The sequence below is a fragment of the Agarivorans albus genome (assembly GCF_019670105.1).
GTDB lineage: Bacteria > Pseudomonadota > Gammaproteobacteria > Enterobacterales > Celerinatantimonadaceae > Agarivorans > Agarivorans albus.
Genome location: NZ_AP023032.1, coordinates 4,219,923 through 4,237,566, shown reverse-complemented (window position 1 = coordinate 4,237,566; position 17,644 = coordinate 4,219,923). Strand labels below are relative to the sequence as shown.

Annotated in this window: 16 protein-coding genes; 10 read left to right on the top strand and 6 right to left on the bottom strand. The window is 43.2% G+C overall.

All coding sequences use genetic code 11. The features are described 5' to 3' along the window. Window positions 1–13: 13 nt before the first annotated feature. The 3 genes from nirD to cobA are packed head-to-tail and all read right to left on the bottom strand — an operon-like array spanning window position 14 to window position 3,778. The gene (gene nirD / locus K5620_RS19210) at window positions 14–358 is read right to left on the bottom strand and encodes a nitrite reductase small subunit NirD (RefSeq protein ID WP_016402267.1); all 345 of its coding nucleotides are present in this window, start codon (window positions 356–358) and stop codon (window positions 14–16) included. 11 nt (window positions 359–369) lie between these two features. Beyond that, on the bottom strand, window positions 370–2,919 hold the full coding sequence (gene nirB, locus K5620_RS19205; RefSeq protein ID WP_016402266.1) for a nitrite reductase large subunit NirB: 2,550 nt from the start codon (window positions 2,917–2,919) through the stop codon (window positions 370–372). A 10-nt stretch (window positions 2,920–2,929) separates the two neighbouring features. Then, entirely contained in the window at window positions 2,930–3,778 is an 849-nt protein-coding gene (cobA, locus tag K5620_RS19200) for a uroporphyrinogen-III C-methyltransferase (protein ID WP_040307295.1), read from the bottom strand. 345 nt (window positions 3,779–4,123) lie between these two features. Between cobA and rpoH the strand changes: the two genes are divergently transcribed. Then, entirely contained in the window at window positions 4,124–4,972 is an 849-nt protein-coding gene (gene rpoH / locus K5620_RS19195) for an RNA polymerase sigma factor RpoH (protein WP_221077420.1), read from the top strand. 98 nt (window positions 4,973–5,070) lie between these two features. Further along, the gene (locus K5620_RS19190; RefSeq protein WP_016402263.1) at window positions 5,071–5,553 is read left to right on the top strand and encodes a DUF4357 domain-containing protein; all 483 of its coding nucleotides are present in this window, start codon (window positions 5,071–5,073) and stop codon (window positions 5,551–5,553) included. Between the two features lie 255 nt (window positions 5,554–5,808). Here the strand turns inward: K5620_RS19190 and ald are convergent, their stop codons facing one another. Beyond that, a complete protein-coding gene (gene ald / locus K5620_RS19185; protein WP_016402262.1) occupies window positions 5,809–6,924 on the bottom strand; it encodes an alanine dehydrogenase in 1,116 nt (371 codons plus the stop codon). A 169-nt stretch (window positions 6,925–7,093) separates the two neighbouring features. Here ald and K5620_RS19180 point away from each other — a divergent pair, with 169 nt between their 5' ends. Together K5620_RS19180 and glpX are read left to right on the top strand one after the other, a co-directional pair. Continuing rightward, entirely contained in the window at window positions 7,094–7,699 is a 606-nt protein-coding gene (locus K5620_RS19180; protein WP_016402261.1) for a DUF4202 domain-containing protein, read from the top strand. A gap of 71 nt (window positions 7,700–7,770) precedes the next feature. Continuing rightward, window positions 7,771–8,778, top strand: a complete 1,008-nt coding sequence (gene glpX, locus K5620_RS19175) for a class II fructose-bisphosphatase (RefSeq protein WP_016402260.1) — start codon at window positions 7,771–7,773, stop codon at window positions 8,776–8,778. Between the two features lie 49 nt (window positions 8,779–8,827). Here glpX and K5620_RS19170 read toward each other — a convergent pair whose 3' ends face one another. Further along, window positions 8,828–9,202, bottom strand: coding sequence for an acetyl-CoA sensor PanZ family protein (locus K5620_RS19170; protein WP_016402259.1), 375 nt, complete (start codon window positions 9,200–9,202; stop codon window positions 8,828–8,830). A 20-nt stretch (window positions 9,203–9,222) separates the two neighbouring features. After that, a complete protein-coding gene (locus K5620_RS19165) occupies window positions 9,223–9,645 on the bottom strand; it encodes a hypothetical protein (RefSeq protein ID WP_016402258.1) in 423 nt (140 codons plus the stop codon). Window positions 9,646–10,005: 360 nt separating this feature from the next. Here K5620_RS19165 and K5620_RS19160 point away from each other — a divergent pair, with 360 nt between their 5' ends. The 6 genes from K5620_RS19160 to K5620_RS19135 are packed head-to-tail and all read left to right on the top strand — an operon-like array spanning window position 10,006 to window position 17,478. Next, window positions 10,006–10,545 (top strand): GspH/FimT family pseudopilin, encoded by a 540-nt coding sequence (locus tag K5620_RS19160; RefSeq protein ID WP_016402257.1) that lies wholly within the window; start codon window positions 10,006–10,008, stop codon window positions 10,543–10,545. Continuing rightward, window positions 10,520–11,026: a type IV pilus modification protein PilV gene (gene pilV, locus K5620_RS19155; RefSeq protein WP_016402256.1), complete on the top strand. Its 507-nt coding sequence runs from the start codon at window positions 10,520–10,522 to the stop codon at window positions 11,024–11,026. Before K5620_RS19160 ends, pilV begins: the two co-directional genes overlap by 26 nt. Beyond that, window positions 11,014–11,796, top strand: coding sequence for a PilW family protein (locus tag K5620_RS19150; protein WP_016402255.1), 783 nt, complete (start codon window positions 11,014–11,016; stop codon window positions 11,794–11,796). The genes pilV and K5620_RS19150 overlap by 13 nt, the downstream gene beginning before the upstream one ends. Window positions 11,797–11,798: 2 nt before the next feature. Continuing rightward, entirely contained in the window at window positions 11,799–12,305 is a 507-nt protein-coding gene (locus K5620_RS19145) for a pilus assembly PilX family protein (RefSeq protein WP_016402254.1), read from the top strand. After that, on the top strand, window positions 12,302–12,697 hold the full coding sequence (locus K5620_RS19140) for a type IV pilin protein (protein WP_016402253.1): 396 nt from the start codon (window positions 12,302–12,304) through the stop codon (window positions 12,695–12,697). The genes K5620_RS19145 and K5620_RS19140 overlap by 4 nt, the downstream gene beginning before the upstream one ends. Continuing rightward, window positions 12,697–17,478, top strand: coding sequence for a pilus assembly protein (locus K5620_RS19135; protein ID WP_221077419.1), 4,782 nt, complete (start codon window positions 12,697–12,699; stop codon window positions 17,476–17,478). The genes K5620_RS19140 and K5620_RS19135 overlap by 1 nt, the downstream gene beginning before the upstream one ends. Window positions 17,479–17,644 lie beyond the last annotated feature (166 nt).

Here is a 17,644-nt window from a genome sequence, read left to right as displayed (position 1 = left end):
TAAGTATTTTTTATTAAGCGGCGACTTTGATGCTGTCACCCTCTACCTTCACTTGGAAGGTAGGAATAGTGACGCTGTCGTCGTCTAGGCATTGGCCGGTTTTTAAACTAAAACGTTGCTTGTAAAGGGGAGATGCCACCATTAATTCGCCTTTGAAGTCTCCAATAATGCCTCGAGACAACATGTTTACTTTGCCAAATGGGCAGTAATTACTTATGGCGAATATTTGGTCACTAATTCCTTCCCAGAAAATGGCAACTTGTTTGCCTTTGACTAAGGCACAAACACCGGTTCCTGGGCTAAGCTGCGATTTGCGACAAACTTCGGTCCAAGTTTCTGTAGCTAATTCACTCATCATCACTCTCCTTGTTATGGTGCTTCTACAATTTCGATGGTTTGAATACGTTCTTCTTCGGTAGCTGGGCGACGTTGGCCACGCTCACGAACATATTGCAGGTTGTTGTCTGGCTCGTCGGCGTTAATAAACTGGCTGAAGCGTTGCAGTTTCTTCTCGTCATTAATCGTAGACTTCCACTCACACTGGTAGCTTTCTACTACGTGATTCATGTTTGCTTCGAGTTCTTCACAAATGTTGAGCTTGTCGTCGATAACCACTTCTTTTAGGTAATCTAGGCCGCCTTCAAGGTTTTCTAACCATACCGAGGTACGCTGTAAGCGGTCGGCAGTACGTACGTAGAACATCAATACGCGGTCGATGTAGCGCATTAGGGTTACGTCGTCTAAATCGGTAGCGAATAAGTCGGCGTGTCGAGGGCGCATACCACCATTACCACAAACATACAGACCCCAACCGCCCTCAGTTGCAATAACACCAATATCCTTGCTCTGTGCCTCAGCGCACTCACGAGTACACCCTGACACACCAAACTTAATTTTGTGTGGGGCGCGTAGGCCCTTGTAACGGTTTTCTAGCAGAATCGCCATGCCAACACTGTCTTGCACGCCGTAACGACACCAGGTTGAGCCTACACAAGACTTAACGGTACGTAATGCTTTACCGTAGGCGTGGCCGGTTTCAAATCCAGCATCAATTAATTTGCCCCAAATCTTCGGCAGTTCGTGCAGTTGCGCACCAAATAAATCAACCCGCTGGCCGCCGGTAATTTTGGTGTATAGGTCGAACTCTTTAGCCACTTCACCAATGGCAATTAGCTTGTCTGGAGTAATCTCACCGCCAGCTACTCGAGGTACTACTGAGTAGGTGCCGTCTTTTTGCATGTTGCCTAAGAAGATGTCGTTGGTATCTTGTAGGGCAATATGGTCATCGGTAAGAACATAGTCGTTCCAGAAGGTGGCTAAAATAGACCCCACTGCTGGTTTACAAATTTCACAGCCATGTCCGGTTCCGTGCTCTTTAAGCAACTGCTCAAAGGTTTTGATTTTCTTAACGCGTACAATGTCGGCTAGCTCGGCACGTGAGTAAGCAAAGTGCTCACAAATGTCGTTACTAACTTCAACACCTAGGTTTTCTAGTTCTGCGTTCATCACTTGAACGGCTAATGCGCTACAACCACCACAACCGGTTGCGGCACCCGTAGTGGCTTTAATATCAGCCATGCTGGTTGCGCCGTCACGTACTGCTTGGCAAATTTGCCCTTTAGTTACGTCGAAACATGAACAAATTTGTGCGCTGTCTGGCAGTGAATCTACACCCATCGCCGAAGCTGCACCTTCTTCTGATGAAGGTACCAGTAAGTATTCTGGTGCTACTGGTAATGGCATGTCGTTTAAGAACAATTGTAACCAGTTGCCGTAATCGTCGGCATCACCTACTAATACTGCGCCCAACAAACGGTCGCCAGCGGCGTTGGTAACAACTTTTTTGTACACTTGACGGGCTTCGTCGCTCAAGCTGTAACTTAAAGCGCCTTCGGTGTTAGCGTGTGCGTCACCAATACTGGCTACGTCTACACCCATCAACTTAAGCTTAGTGCTCATGTCGGCACCGGCAAATTCTTTAGCTTGCTCTCCGGCGATATGGTCGACGGCTACTTTAGCCATGCTGTAACCAGGGGCTACTAGGCCAAAAATTTTGCCTTCCCACAAGGCACATTCACCAATCGCGTAAATGTCTGGGTTAGACGTTTGACATTGATTGTTAATCACTATGCCGCCACGAGGACCAAGCTCTAGGCCGGTTTCGCGTGCTAATTGATCTTGTGGGCGAATACCCGCAGAGAACAAAATCATGTCGGTATCTAAACTGCTACCGTCTGCAAAGTTCATACGGTAGCGAGTGTTTTCACCTGCCACAATTTCTTTGGTATTTTTCTCGGTATGAACTTGTACGCCAAGCTCTTCAATTTTAGTGCGAAGAATTGCACCGCCACCGTCACACACTTGCACAGCCATTAGGCGAGGTGCAAATTCTACAACGTGAGTTTCCATACCAAGGTCTTTAAGTGCTTTAGCGGCTTCTAAGCCAAGTAAACCACCACCTACAACTACACCTACTTTTGAGTTTTCGCCTGACTTGGTCATGGCTTCTAAATCTTCAATGGTGCGGTATACCAAGATGTTTTCTTGTGCCGCTTGATCGTCTGGACGAGGAATTGGCGGAACAAATGGGTAAGAACCGGTAGCTAGCACCAGTTTGTCGTAGCTTTCGCGACGGCCACTAGCGGTAACTACAATCTTTTCTTCAGGCAATACTTCAACAACTTTGTCGTTTACAAAGTATTGAACGCCATGTTCGTCATAGTATTCAGGAGAGGTCATCATCAAGTCGTCTGCGGATTTACCCGAGAAGTAACTTGATAATTGCACGCGGTCGTATGCTAAGCGCGACTCTTCACTAAAAGTGGTTACTTGAACTTGGCCTAACTTGTCTTGCTGTATCAATTGGTCAATGAAGTGGTGACCAACCATGCCGTTACCAACAACGATGATACGTTCCATGTACTCTCTCCTATGCGCTTAGAGCGGCGCTATTTTCTAATTCAAATTGGTTCTGGTTCGCGTCTAACTTACTTAGCCAGTTGAGTTGCTCGCGCAGTGATACCACTTCACCGATTACAATTAATGTAGGGGATTGCAATTGGTGTTCACTGGCGAGCGTAGGTAACTGGTCTAATTGGCCGGTAACAACGCGTTGATCGCTTTGGCAGCCTTTTTCTATTAATGCGGCAGGTGTCTTTGCACTCTTTCCAAAACGTTGTAGCTGTTGGCTGATCTCAGGCAAGCTGCTCAGCCCCATGTAAAACACTAAGGTGTGGTCGAGTTGCGCTAGTTGGGCCCAATCGATGTCTAATTTGCCATCTTGTTTGTGGCCAGTAATAAAGCTACAACCAGTGGCTAGACCACGGTGAGTAAGCGGAATACCCGCGTAGCTAGTACAGCCAGATGCAGCAGTAATACCAGGAATAACCCGAGCTGGAACGTCATGTTCATGTAAAACACTGAGTTCTTCACTGCCGCGACCAAATACAAATGGGTCTCCACCTTTAAGGCGACAAATGCGTAAGCCTTGTTTAGCTTTGTCTACCATATAGAGGTTAAGTTGTTCTTGCGGGATGCAGTGATTGGCTTTGGCTTTACCTACGTAAATAGTTTTAGTGTTGCTAGGAATAAGCGCTAAGATTTCTTCGCTTACTAGGCGGTCATATAACACTAGGTCTGCTTGTTCTATGCTGCGTAGGGCCTTTAAGGTGAGCAGCTCCGGATCGCCAGGGCCAGCACCTACTAAGTCAACCATGCCTGTTTCAATAGGCTGCTTTTGACTCGTTTTAGGATGTTGGCTAATTCTTTGTATGCTCATATCACTGTCTCGCAATTACTTATGCCAGCTATGACGCAATCATGGTGCCAGTAGCAAAAAAAACACTAAAACTTGATTAAAATCATTTTTTATCAACGAGTTAGAGGTTTTTGGAATTTTTATTGAGCTCCAACTGTCTATACTCCTTAAGGGATAACTTGCACCTATTTGGTAAAATTGCGCACCTAGAAAGTGCTTAAAAATGTGAACTATCTCTGATTTAGTGCGTCATATATCTGGAAACAAGTGAGACTGCGCAAAGCCGCGCAGCCTGCTATATAGGGGGTTAGATCTTGCTAATTGGCTATGGTAGACTCGTTGACCGAGTAATATTTAGAGGTTGAAATGGATCAAGTAAATGCATCTATGGCGCTAGTCCCGCAAGGGAGCATTGAAGCCTACATTCAATCAGTTAATCGCGCTGATATGCTCACGCCTGAGCGTGAGAAAGAGCTTGCTACTCGTTTATACGACGAGGGTGATTTAACAGCAGCTCGCGAATTAGTTATGTCGCACCTACGTTTTGTAGTGCATGTAGCTAAAAATTACGCAGGTTATGGCTTGCCGCAAGCCGATTTAATTCAAGAGGGCAACGTAGGCTTAATGAAAGCCGTAAAACGTTTTGACCCTAAAGTGGGTGTTCGTTTGGTATCTTTTGCTGTGCATTGGATTAAAGCGGAGATTCATGAATACGTATTACGTAATTGGCGTATGGTGAAAATTGCTACCACTAAAGCACAACGTAAGTTGTTCTTTAATCTTCGTAAATCTAAAAAGCGTTTAGGCTGGTTTAGTAATGACGAAGTAAACATGGTGGCTGAGAATCTTGGTGTAAGTACCAAAGACGTATTGGAAATGGAATCTCGAATGAGTGCCCAAGACCAAGCCTTTGATTTAGCCGCCGATGATGATGAGCGTGAAGGCAGCTTTGCGCCGATTCAGTACTTGGAAGATAAGTCTTCTGATGTAGCCCAGTTTGTAGAGAAAGAAAACTGGGAAGTTGCTGCAGCTAATCGCTTACGAGCCGCTTTAAATACCCTAGACGAGCGAAATGCGCATATTGTGCAGCGCCGTTGGTTAGATGAAGATAAAGCGACTTTGCAAGAGTTGGCAGACCATTACCAAGTTTCTGCAGAGCGGATTAGGCAGCTAGAAAAAAATGCCATGAAGAAGCTCAAAGCAGCCATGGAATAAAAACTTATTAAAAACCTCGCCTAGCGAGGTTTTTTTATATTCAAATCTGCCGCTTGCCTGTGTTAAATTTGCACAAACTTTCTAATACATGGTCTGACATGGACGGTCCATTCGAACTTTCTAAAGTTAATTTTGTTATTGACGGTGATGGCCGCAAAACCGCTGCAATTTTACCTATTGAACTGTATCAGCAGCTATTGTCTTTACGTGAGCTGGTGGTTGAGAGCAGCCAGCACACCATATCTGCTGAGTATTCTTTCAGCGTTAAGCAAGCAGTTGCGCATGGTTACCCTACTGGCGCTAAAAACAAACCCGGCTTTACCGTAGTGAAAGGTTCTACTGCCAATGGTGGTGGGGCGGAGTCATTACGCCCAGCAGTATTGGCACTACGTGAGCAGTTACTTGAAGATACCGTTCTTTGCCGTCAAGGCGATGGTTATGAGTTTATGCGTGATTATCAATTTTCTAGCCCCAGCTCCGCTGCTTGCTTAATCGCTGGTAATGCTCGCAGTGGCTTAGATGCTTGGCTAGATAAATGGGGGCGCAGCCTTAAAGACCGCGGGTATGGTAAAAAGCGCTAAGGCTTAATAATTAATCTGAGCTCGGAACAATAAACCGGTTTCTAACGACTATTTTTACTTATTTCGGTGTTGAAGCCACTTGCAATAGGCTAGCTATTGACGCGCAGCTTCTCCTTGAACTAAGCAAAACTATCTCGCCAGAAACATGAAATTAGATTAAGTACTGGTTTGCGGAGTTATCGTCAGTTCCTTATCCCGAGCTCAGGTTAACTAGACAGATATAAAAAAGAGCGCCTAAGCGCTCTTTTTTGTGACTTAGGCCAGTAGCTCTAAAGGGTCGACCGTTTCAATGCCTAGGGCTTCGCCTACCTCGGCGCAAGTTAACTTGCCATGCATTACGTTTAAGCCATTGCGCAAGTGTTCATCATCTAGCAGTGCTTGCTTATATCCCTTGTTAGCGAGGGTGATGATGTAAGGCAAAGTTGCATTATTAAGTGCCATGGTAGAGGTACGAGCCACGCCACCTGGCATATTTGCAACACAGTAGTGCACCACATCATCCACGATATAAATAGGATCTTGATGGGTGGTAGCCTTTGAGGTTTCGGCACAACCGCCTTGATCGATAGCAACATCAACAATAGCGCTGCCAGCCTTCATGCGTTTAACCAAATCCTTAGTGATAAGCTTGGGCGCAGCGGCACCTGGTAACAATACACCACCAATCACTAAATCAGCCTCTAATACATGCTGCTCAATACTGCTGGTCGTCGAGTAAACAGTTTTAAGCTGGCCATGGTATTCAGCATCAACACTGCGAAGTACATCAATGCTGCGATCGAGTATGGTGACATCTGCACCCATTCCAACAGCCATTTGTGCAGCATTACGACCAACCATGCCGCCGCCAATAACGGTAACTTTGGCAGGTTCTACCCCTGGCACGCCACCCAGCAATACCCCGCGACCGCCTTTAGATTTTTCTAAGGCAAGTGCGCCTGCTTGAATCGCCATTCTGCCCGCTACCTCTGACATTGGTGCCAGCAAAGGAAGGCCGCCACGTGGGCTAGTTACTGTTTCATAAGCTACACAAACTGCGCTAGATTTTATTAAATCTTGAGTTTGTTCTGGGTCGGGAGCGAGGTGCAAGTAAGTGAACAATAGCTGGTCTTCACGCAACATTGCACGTTCAACCGCTTGTGGTTCTTTTACTTTCACAATCATTTCGGCTGCGGCAAATACTTCCGCGGCAGTGTTTGAAATATTCGCGCCGACCGCTTGGTAATCAGCATCACTGAAGCCAATACCGGCGCCAGCCTGAGTCTCAACAATGACTTGATGGCCATGTTGAATTAACTCATTCACACTGGCGGGTGTCATTCCCACACGATATTCGTGATTTTTTATTTCCTTAGGTACACCAATCAGCATAGCGATTAACTCCTTTTTAGATATATATGTTGGTCATATATGCCGCTCTAGTTATTAACATATAGTTAAATGCGCTGACAATGCAATTGTTTTTTGGTGTAACCGTCTGTGTTGTTTTTGGCTTTTCGGTAGGATATGTTGTGCCCTTGTTAAAGGATAAAACAAAGTTATGGGAAAACCGCAAATCATGCAGCAAAATATTCTGAATCAGGTTTTAAACGATATCGATCAATTTAACTTAAATGACCCAAATAAGGAGATAGATGAGTTAGGAACCGAGCATGCCAAAGAATTTTTGTACGGTAAGCGCATGTCTAATTGCTTACATGATTTTATGTTAGCACCTCCAGCTGAATTACAAATTGCTGCCCGAGCTCAGCACATTGGCCGTTGGCTATCACTACGAAGTGATTACCCAGAAGGTCGAGCTGGCTATTTAAAATGGCGCAGCGATTTAGGTAAAAAGCATGCTGAGTTGTGTGCAGAAATAATGCGTAAGCACAATTTGGACGAAACCCTCATTGATGCTACTGCCAGTTTATTACGTAAAGAAAAGCTAAAACGAAATCCGCTTACTCAAGCCCTTGAAGATGTTATTTGTTTAGTATTCTTAAAGTACTACTTTGTTGAATTTGCTAATAAACATGCTCAAGAGAAAGTGATTAGCATTGTGCAAAAAACCTGGGCAAAAATGTCTGAACAAGGCCAGCAAGCAGCACTTGCACTAGATTTGTCTGACGAAGCGCTAAGCTTGGTAAAGCAGGCCTTAGCTTAGCTTTTCAAGCTGAATAAAACATAATCTTGTGCTAGTATTCGTCACGATTTTTAGTTGATTAGGCGTATCTGATGAGAAGAGATCTGGCATTTCGTTTTTCCCGCGTGACCGAAGCCGCAGCTTTAGCTGGTTACAAGTGGTTGGGGCGTGGGGATAAAAATATTGCTGATAACGCAGCTGTTGAAGCCATGCGTATCATGCTCAATGACATCGACATTGATGGCGAAGTGGTTATTGGCGAAGGCGAGATTGATGATGCACCGATGCTTTACATTGGCGAGCATGTTGGTACCGGTGGCGAAGGTGTAGATATTGCGGTAGATCCTATTGAAGGCACCCGCATGACCGCAATGGGTCAAAACAATGCTGTTGCCGTGCTTGCCGTAGGCGAAAAAGGCGCATTCTTACGTGCACCAGATATGTACATGGAAAAGTTGGTAGTTGGACCGGAAGCCAAAGGTTGCATCGATTTAAACCAACCACTAGAGCACAACATTAAAATGGTTGCGTCGGTCTTGGGCAAAGAGCTGAGCGATATGACAGTGATTACCTTGGCTAAGCCTCGTCATGACCAAGTGATTGCTGAGATGCAAAAGCTAGGTGTTCGAGTATTTGCGATTCCTGATGGGGATGTAGCTGCATCGATTTTATCGTGTATGCCGCTTAGCGAAGTTGACATGATGTACTGTGTAGGCGGAGCGCCAGAAGGGGTGATTTCGGCGGCTGTAATTCGCGCTTTAGGCGGTGATATGCAAGGCCGTTTAATTCCACGTCACCAGGTAAAAGAAGATACCCCGGAAAATCGCGCAATTGGTGAAGAAGAAATTCGCCGCTGTGAAGCTGAAGATATTCAAGTAAACAGCGTATTGCAGTTGAATGACTTAGCCAAAAACGACAATGTGATATTTTCGGCGACGGGCATTACCAAGGGTGATTTACTGGAAGGTATTAATCGCCAAGGTAATATTGCCACCACCGAAACGCTATTGGTTCGTGGTAAAACGCGTACTATTCGTAAAATACAATCAACCCACTATTTAGATCGTAAAAACGACGATTTGAAGTCGATTATTTTGTAGTAATACGGGTAGAAAAAGAATAAAAACCAGAGCCATGGCTCTGGTTTTTTTATAGCTGAAAGGTGAATTGATTGTTTAAGCCAAGATGCTGATAAAAGGCCAGCACGGCTGGATCGTTGCTGTGCGGAAAAGTGAGCTGGCTTAGGCCCTTTTGAGCCACTAGCTGCAGAAGCTGCTGGAACATAAACAAGCCTATGCCACGGCGCTGGGTTATATCTCGCACGTGAAAGCGCTGCACTAACAACTGTTGTTTATTACAACTTACAACACAATATGCAACCACACGCTGATTAAACGTACAGCTGTAGAGTTGAGCCGCTTGCTGCCATTCTTGCCACTGCGAAGGCTCTAGATTACTGGATATTTTCGATAAATCACTGGCGTGCTGTTGCCAGTTTTCAATAGCTTGAAAAGATAAACGCATAAAACCTTTTGCTGTATAAATTAAGAAACTTGAGAGAGTGGTGTATCGGTAATTTGCTCTATATCGAGACTGTGCCAGCTTTTTAAGAAATGCTGAGCATCTTGGTGAATAAGCTTAATGGCATCTTTTAACTCTTCACTAAGGTAGTCTTTGTCTTGGTTAGCCAATTGATTAAGGGTATAGCTCAAGTCGTAAATGAGAGGCCCAAGGTCAAATAGATTATTGGGTTCGATATTTCGCTTATGGTTAGGTTGCGCTCGGCGCTTTCTCCAAGTGCTAAAAGCAACCAAAAACAAATGCAATAGTTGTTTTGATTCTCGGCAATCTAAACACGATTGTTGTACCCACCACGGCGCACTCCCCTTCATGAAACTGACACATTCGTTAACAACATTGTTTACATAGTTGTCATCAACGTAGCTAGGTACTGACTGAGGTTTCATAAAAAAAGTTGCGTGATTATTGGTGGATTTAGATTACACATTTTCATTGTTACACACCAATATTTTTATCTGGCTTTGTTGAGAAAAGTGTTGCCAACACTGTTCACTGGACAAAATTGTGTTGGGTATTTGAGACAGTATTTCATGCTGTCAACCCTGCATTACAGAAGTGGTAGTTCGAAGTATGATATCTGTCAACTATTGTCGCTCTGCTTATTGTGTATACAAGGTATGTTTGACAAAATGACTCGCTAATTTATTGATTTTTTTACTATATAGTCTCATCAATTTTTTACCTGTGGAGTGACTGGTTCGCTTTACATTATTTGCTGTGATTATTGCTGTTATGGATGATAAGCAATGCTTGGTATTTCCAAACAAGGCTATGTAGCCAAAGGCTTTACCCTACTTGAGCTAATGATCGCCGTGGCGATTCTGGTTATTGTAATGGTAGTGGCGGTGCCTTCGCTTCAAGGTTTTATGCAAGACAATAAGCAAAAAGTCACCCGAGACCTTTTAGCAAACAGCTTATTGGTGGCCCAACAGGAAGCTATTCGAAACAACCTCTCTACTTATGTTTGCCCTACCAGCAGCGGAACGACTTGCGCTAATGCATGGGGGGCTAACAAAGGCTGGTTGGTTTATCTTGATACTGCTCGAAATGGTGCTTTGACTGCCGAGTCTCAAATAATTGCTAGTTACCCCAGTCCTAAATCAGCTCAAATTAAGTATACCAATTCGTCAAGTGCGGGGCGCACCACTGCCCAGTTTTTCCCTACTGGGCATGCTTTGGCCGGAACTTTAAAGGTATGCGCCTCCTCGAATGATTATGAACATCAAGAAATTACTATTTCTCGTATGGGGAGGGTTACATATGCCGTCGCATCAACTTGCCTATAAACAACAAGGCTTTACCTTAATTGAACTGCTGATAGCAGTAGTTATTGTTGCTATTGGTTTACTTGGGCATGCCGCTTTACAGATCCAGTCAGTAAATACTGCTCACCAAGCCCGCTTTGCGCAAAGTGCAAATATTGCAATGCTTGATTTAGTTCAACGTATCAGTGCCTTGCCTGATGCTGTGGTTAATGATGAGTTTAACTTTTCCAACTTGTCAGATGGGCAGGCTCCAGCTGAAAAAGACTGTATTACTGAAGACTGTGATAGGGCGGCTTTTGCCGAGTATGAGTTATATGACTGGTTTAGCAGCTCCATAAGTTATATACCTGAGCTGCGTTTTTCGGTAAATCATGATAGCAATTTAGTTACAGTTAAAATGACTTGGGATGCTAGCTTGAGTGGTGCTGGAGCGGAAGACTGTTCCGCTGACTCTAGTGGAAATGCTCATCAATGTAGTGAGGTTGCCATATGGATAAGGTGATGCGCAAACAAGCGGGGTTTGGCTTAGTTGAGTTAATGATTGCCTTGGTATTGTCGCTCATTGTAGTTGGAGGGCTTTACGCAGCTTTAATCGGAGACCAAAAAAGTTACGAAGCTACCCGAGCTAACCATATACTTGTAAATAAAAACCGTATGACAGCTCAAACATTGCGCCTTTATATCCAACAAGCTGGATATCGTGCGATAACACAGCTAGAAACTAATCAGCCGCTGCTTGCTGTGACTACTGCAGATAGTAGTGGGTATACGTGGGTAGAAGGGCAATTGATCCAAGGCCTCAATAATCAAACGAGTTTTAATGGTGCTAAGGAACAAACCGACGTACTTAGTTTTCGTTTTTTTGGCGATAGCGGTATTTACCAATGCAACGGTGAAGAACTCTCGGCAAACACAGTGTTAACCATGAGCTTCTTTATTTCCACAAGCAATCAATTGATGTGTCGTGATAGCGAAAGCGTTAACGATACAGTTTTTGACGACAATGTGGATGATTTTCAAGTGTTATATGGACGCTTAGATCATAGCTCAGATGGCGATAGCTTTAAGTACTATACCGCTGATAACGTAACGAATTGGGAACAAATTAATAGAGTAAAGGTTGGTTTGCTCATTTCTCAGGAAGTAACTATGGGCAGTTTGACAAATGCTGCTACTTATAAAGTGCTTGATCAAAATATCGCTGCATTTAATGACAAAAAGTTACGTCAAGTCGTTAGTGAAACTGTCTTGCTTTTAAATACAGGGGTTTAATCGTGAATTGTTACGCTTATCGCCAACAAGGTATGGCGCTTATTATGTCTCTGATTATGGTTGTCATCATATCTATGATTGGGATTGCAATTGCGCAACAAGTTAGTAGTGGTAGAAAAAATGCCGCTGTGCACCAAGATCATTCTACTAGCTTTTTAAGGTCCATATCAGGTATTAACGAAGCAGAGTATCAGGTGAAACTTAATGCGTTAACCACTGATAAACTGGATCCGGACTCTGCGGATTCAATTGTAAAAACTGAGTTTGCAGACCGTGATTGGTGGCAAACAAATAGCAATTGGGATGATGCAGCACCAGTTTCTGACTCCCAAACTCTAGACGGTAATCCAAGCTACATTATCGAGCACGTGTATTTTGAGCCAGATGACTTGAATGTGAATACGAATAGTGGTCGCAATATTTATCGAATTACATCAAAAGCTGAAGGCCAAGGCGGAGCTGTTAGCTATTTACAATCTCACGTAGCGTTTAAAGGAACTAAGCCGTGAAACAATTAAAAGGATTTACCCTTGTTGAGGTAATGATTACGGTAGCAATTGTAGCTATTCTAGCGGGTATTGCTTATCCCAGTTACTTGAGTCATGTACAAACGACGCGCCGAGAAGAGGGAAAACGTACTCTTGTTGAAGCCGCTCAGTATATGGAAAGCTATTATGCCATGCACCTTTCTTACGTTGGGGCTGCAACCGGAACAACGCTTAGTATATATAACACTAGCTCTGATTTTGATGAAATTTATACCTTAAAAGTAAGTAGTGTTGATAAATCGAGCTATACCCTTGAAGCTAGCCCAAAAGGAGCTCAAGCAGGTGATAGTTGTGGAGAGTTAAGTATCACTAGTAAAGGAACTACTAGTGCTGGAACAACAGGGTGTTGGTAATGGATAAATTTTTTGTAAGGTGTAAGCGAAAACTACTACTAAGCTTTTTGCTCACTGCTGCGGCTTCGGTGCAAGTACAAGCAAATAATCTTAATTTGGCTTCTCAGCCTCTTTACGTTTCTAACAATATTGCACCAATGGTTATGTTAGTTATGGGCCGCGATCATACCTTGTATTATGAAGCTTATAACGATGCCTCTGATATTGATGGGGACGGTACTTTAGATACCACTTACAAACCGAATAAAATTAATTATGAAGGTTATTTTAATAGTAACCGTTGTTATAGCTACAACGACAGCAAGATTTTTGTACCCGAACAGTTAGTTAATAATCCTGGTATAGCCGATGGTGATGCCGATACGTTGGCACACAAAACTTGTTCTGGAGTAGGTGAATGGAGCGGGGATTTTCTTAATTACCTTACCATGTCGCGAATGGACATTCTGAGGAAAGTTCTTTACGGCGGCTACCGCCAAACTGATTCCGCATCTTTTGAAGCTGATGGTGAAACCATTAATAGTGAGACTATTTTAGAGCGGGTATTTATTCCGCAGGATGCTCATAGCTGGGGGAAAATGTATTCTTCAGTTGATGATAATGGCTTTGATATCACTAATTACACCCCTTTATCTCTCCCTTCTAGTGGCGCTAAGCACTTTTTTGGTACAGCTTCATTTGAAGATAAAGGTGTACCACTATTGAAGGTAAGGTTAAATGTCACTCCAAGTAATAATTGGCCGAAAGAAGAAACCGGTAATATTTGGGAGTGGGCTAGCACCGAACGACCGGTGCTAAGTAGCTCTGGCAGAACTATCAATAACACTTACCAGGTAAGGGTGAAGGTCTGTGTTGAAACTCTTCTGGAGGAAAACTGTAAAAAATATTCAGATGGAAACTATAAGCCTACCGGCTTACTGCATGAGTACGGTGAAAATGGGCAAATGGAATTTGGCCTAATAACAGGTAGTTACAATAATAATACATCGGGCGGGTTACTAAGAAAGGTTGTTGGTACATTTTCTGATGAAATCAATTCGGCAGATGGTACCTTTAGTGATCTTAACGGTATTGTTTCAACTATTAATAAACTCAGAATATATGGGTACCATTACACTGGTACTTATGAAAGTAATTATTTATACAACGCATTTTGTGGGTGGGAAACCAAAGAAGCCATTAAAGATGGACGCTGTGTATCGTGGGGAAATCCCATTGGCGAGATGCTTTTTGAAAGCTTACGCTATTTTAATAATGCTGGTAAAGCAACCCCAGCATATGACAACTATGTAGTAAAAACGGAAGAAACAAAAGACGCATCTAAGAACGAAATAACTATTACCAGTAAAAATGTTGATAGCGATGAGCTAGGTTTACCTAAACCTGCCTGGGATAAACCTTACTATAACAATGATGGTTCGCCTAAAAGACCTTACTGTGCGTTACCCTTTAATTTAGTTATTAGTGACATTAATCCATCCTACGACTCTGACCAAATCCCTGGTTCGTATTTTGAAGATACCGGCTATAGTGACGATACTGCTTCGCTAGCATCATTTAATCTAACGGATCTATTAACAGATATTTCAGACGGGCTTTCTGGTGACTATTTTATCGGTGAGTCTAATGTGACAGATACAAATGCAGATAGCAGTAACCAGTTAACTAAGTATGCTCCAACGGTAAAAAAAGTTGATTCTTTAGCCAAAATTCGCGGTTTGTCTCCTCAAGAGCCAACCAAAGAAGGTAGCTACTCTGTAGCTGGTGTGGCGTATTATGGTCATAAAACTGACCGATTTACAGATAAAACTAAAAAATACAATATTCAAACCAATGTTGTCGCTATTTCCTCCCCTTTACCGGAAGTGAATCTTGATCTGGGATCTGGTCAACTGATTAAAATTGTACCCTTTGCTAAGTCAGTAAGCGGCTCTGGTATTGATATAACAAAAGGTAAATTTCAGCCAACTAATACTATTGTGGATTATTATGTCGAGGAGTTTACCTCTACCAGTGGCACCTTTAGGATTAACTTTGAGGATGTAGAGCAGGGTGCGGATCATGATATGGACATGATCGTGCAATACAAGTATGAAGTAAAAGATCTTTGCCCTAAGCCGACAGACATTACCTGCACAACTAAGCAAAAGGGCGTTGAGTTAACTTTGATTTCAGAATACGCTGCCGGAGGTATCGATCAACATGCAGGGTATGTAATATCAGGTTCAACAAAAGATGGCATTTATTTAGACGTTAAAGATAAAAATGGCTCTAAATTACAACATAAAGTCGATGGGAAGTGGGTTGACAAGTTAGATGCAGATGGTAATCCCATTATTAAGGTTAACCCCTATTATCTTGATACACCTTTGGAAGATGATGAACCCTACCCAAATAATTCCAGACAAGATGAAGGTGATATTGATGATGATCAAGATAAAGCTGATTTAGGTTTAACCCGCACCCGACATTTTTTTCCTGGAAATAATACGGCTAATCTTTTGCCTTCACCACTTTGGTTTGCTGCTAAATGGGGGGGCTTTGATGACTCATTAGGAGCAACCAAAGGATCTGGTAAACCTGATTCAACAGAGAAGTGGGATGCAGATAGCGATGGTGTTCCCGACGCCTACTTCCCTGTAACAAACGCTGGTGAGCTTAAAGCTCAAATTGGTAAAGCGCTGCAGCGTACTAGTGATGGTACTAAATCCGCCAGCCAACCTGTGTTTAGTAGTACAGTGTTACGTACCGATTCTTTGCTTTACCAATCAGCATTTGAGGCCGGTACTTGGAGGGGGGATGTAAAGGCTTACCCTGTTGATTCAAGTAGTGATAGCGGCTTTAGCCTAACTGAAACCTGGAGTGTAGCGGAACAGCTAGATAACTTGTTAACAGTGGATAGCCGAAAAATCTATACCATGAATAATGAGGCAAACGGTGGAGATGGGGAAGTCATTGAGTTTATGCCTCCAGCTAGCCTAGATGATAGCCAGTTTAGTGATACTCAGTTGGCTTACCTTACTGGCGGAACCAATCAGCTCACGTATTTTCAAAATGTTATTAACTACTTAAGAGGTGACAGAGCTCATGAAAGTGAAGCAGATGGCGGAATGCGTGTTAGAAGCTCAAGATTAGGTGATGTTATTAATTCGGCTCCTTATTTAGTGAGTGATGCTACAGGGCATAGTGTAGAGAAACCTGTATTGGTATTTGGGGCTAATGACGGCATGGTTCATATAGTTGACGCTGTTACTGGTGAAGAGCTAATGGGGTACGTACCTAGTCACATATATGATGGTCTGCACGCTCTAACAAAGCAGGATTATAATCATAGATTTTATGTTGACGGTGAGTTAACAGGGTACACAGGTTATTCAAATAGCGGTGAGGCAATCACTACAGTTGTTGGAGCACTGGGGCATAGTTACAAAGGCTTATACGCGCTTGATGTTAGTGATATGTCATCGGTTGACGCAGACAACGTAAAGTGGGAAATATCCGCAAGCGGAAGCTTTAGTGAGCTCGGTTTTAGCCGCGCTCCACCTACTATTGCTAAATTACACAATGATAGTACCGGGGTAATATTCACTAGCGGCTATAACTCATCAGATCCCGTTGGGCGTATATATATCGCTGATTTAGATGATGGAAGCTTAATTAAGGAGTTAGTTGTTCCAGTTGACGCTGACGATGATCCCGAAGGCTTATCCCGCCCTAATGCTGTAGCTAATCCAGCAGTAATTGATCTAAATGGTGATGGTATCGCAGACCGAATTTATGCTGGAGATTTATATGGCAACATGTGGGTCTTTGATATTAGTGATGATAATGAAGCTGCTTGGAGTGTGAAAAGTACGCCATTATTTGTGGCTACAAGCCCCGACAAGAAAGATAACAAGTATATTGCTCAGTCGATAACTACTCGACCATCTGTCAATTTTCACCCTTATTCCTACGATCGGAAAAAACTAGTAGTGGCATTTGGTACCGGAAAATATGTCGAAATAGGTGATACTAATGTCGAAGATGCCGCAACTCAGAGTTTGTATGTTGTTACTGACGATTTGGCGTTATCTGGTGATTACGATACACATCAACGAGAAGAAGTGTCAGATGAACAGGTTTATCCAAATCTTTCTCGCAAATATATAACTGAAGAAGAAATAACTAGTAATCGAATCATTGATTCAAATCCTGTTGATTGGTCTTCTAAGCAGGGCTGGTATTTGGATTTGGTTAATACTCATGCATCTAATGTAGGACGTGAAAATTATGGTGAAAGGCAAGTCACTCAAGGCTTACTGTTAGGTAGTAAGTGGGTGGTAACTACATTATTACCAAGCGAAGATGAGTGTGATGCTGGCGGGAACGGCTGGTTTATGGACTTGGATATATATACTGGCACCACTACGGAAGGTGGAGAAAACGTTCACGTGGAAGGTGTTCTTTCATCGCCGAGTGTCATTATTACTTACTCTTCATCTAATCCAGACACTAACCCTGGCGATGGTGACACTAACCCTGGCGATGGTGACACTAACCCTGGCGATGGTGACACCAATCCTGGCGATGGTGACACCAATCCTGGCGATGGTGACACTAATCCTGGCGATGGCGATACTAATCCTGGTGATGGAGGCGGAACTACTCCAGATGACGATGAAAATGAAAACCTTGAACCAGAAATAACGACTTGTGCCACGTCTAGCACAGGTTCTAGGGCTTGTTTAGAGACTACAGATCCTACTGAAGGACGATTAAGTATGCGCGTGCTGCACTAAGCTAAGTTTTACGATAAATCTAAAAGGACTAACAAGGTTAGTCCTTTTTTTGTTGTCATCCCTAAACCACCGCCTTTGGCGGTGGTGATTGTTTTTCAAGTAGCAAGTTTTTGTTGATGTTATTTTCACAATGAAGTTATCTAAGTTATTAATATATAATGTTTAT

What these genes read in the sequence shown, in the direction of transcription:
- nirD (WP_016402267.1), bottom strand. Translation starts at nt 358, where the DNA reads ATGATGAGTGAATTAGCTACAGAAACTTGGACCGAAGTTTGTCGCAAA.
- nirB (WP_016402266.1), bottom strand. Translation starts at nt 2,919, where the DNA reads ATGGAACGTATCATCGTTGTTGGTAACGGCATGGTTGGTCACCACTTC.
- cobA (WP_040307295.1), bottom strand. Translation starts at nt 3,778, where the DNA reads ATGAGCATACAAAGAATTAGCCAACATCCTAAAACGAGTCAAAAGCAG.
- rpoH (WP_221077420.1), top strand. Translation starts at nt 4,124, where the DNA reads ATGGATCAAGTAAATGCATCTATGGCGCTAGTCCCGCAAGGGAGCATT.
- K5620_RS19190 (WP_016402263.1), top strand. Translation starts at nt 5,071, where the DNA reads ATGGACGGTCCATTCGAACTTTCTAAAGTTAATTTTGTTATTGACGGT.
- ald (WP_016402262.1), bottom strand. Translation starts at nt 6,924, where the DNA reads ATGCTGATTGGTGTACCTAAGGAAATAAAAAATCACGAATATCGTGTG.
- K5620_RS19180 (WP_016402261.1), top strand. Translation starts at nt 7,094, where the DNA reads ATGGGAAAACCGCAAATCATGCAGCAAAATATTCTGAATCAGGTTTTA.
- glpX (WP_016402260.1), top strand. Translation starts at nt 7,771, where the DNA reads ATGAGAAGAGATCTGGCATTTCGTTTTTCCCGCGTGACCGAAGCCGCA.
- K5620_RS19170 (WP_016402259.1), bottom strand. Translation starts at nt 9,202, where the DNA reads ATGCGTTTATCTTTTCAAGCTATTGAAAACTGGCAACAGCACGCCAGT.
- K5620_RS19165 (WP_016402258.1), bottom strand. Translation starts at nt 9,645, where the DNA reads ATGAAACCTCAGTCAGTACCTAGCTACGTTGATGACAACTATGTAAAC.
- K5620_RS19160 (WP_016402257.1), top strand. Translation starts at nt 10,006, where the DNA reads ATGCTTGGTATTTCCAAACAAGGCTATGTAGCCAAAGGCTTTACCCTA.
- pilV (WP_016402256.1), top strand. Translation starts at nt 10,520, where the DNA reads ATGCCGTCGCATCAACTTGCCTATAAACAACAAGGCTTTACCTTAATT.
- K5620_RS19150 (WP_016402255.1), top strand. Translation starts at nt 11,014, where the DNA reads ATGGATAAGGTGATGCGCAAACAAGCGGGGTTTGGCTTAGTTGAGTTA.
- K5620_RS19135 (WP_221077419.1), top strand. Translation starts at nt 12,697, where the DNA reads ATGGATAAATTTTTTGTAAGGTGTAAGCGAAAACTACTACTAAGCTTT.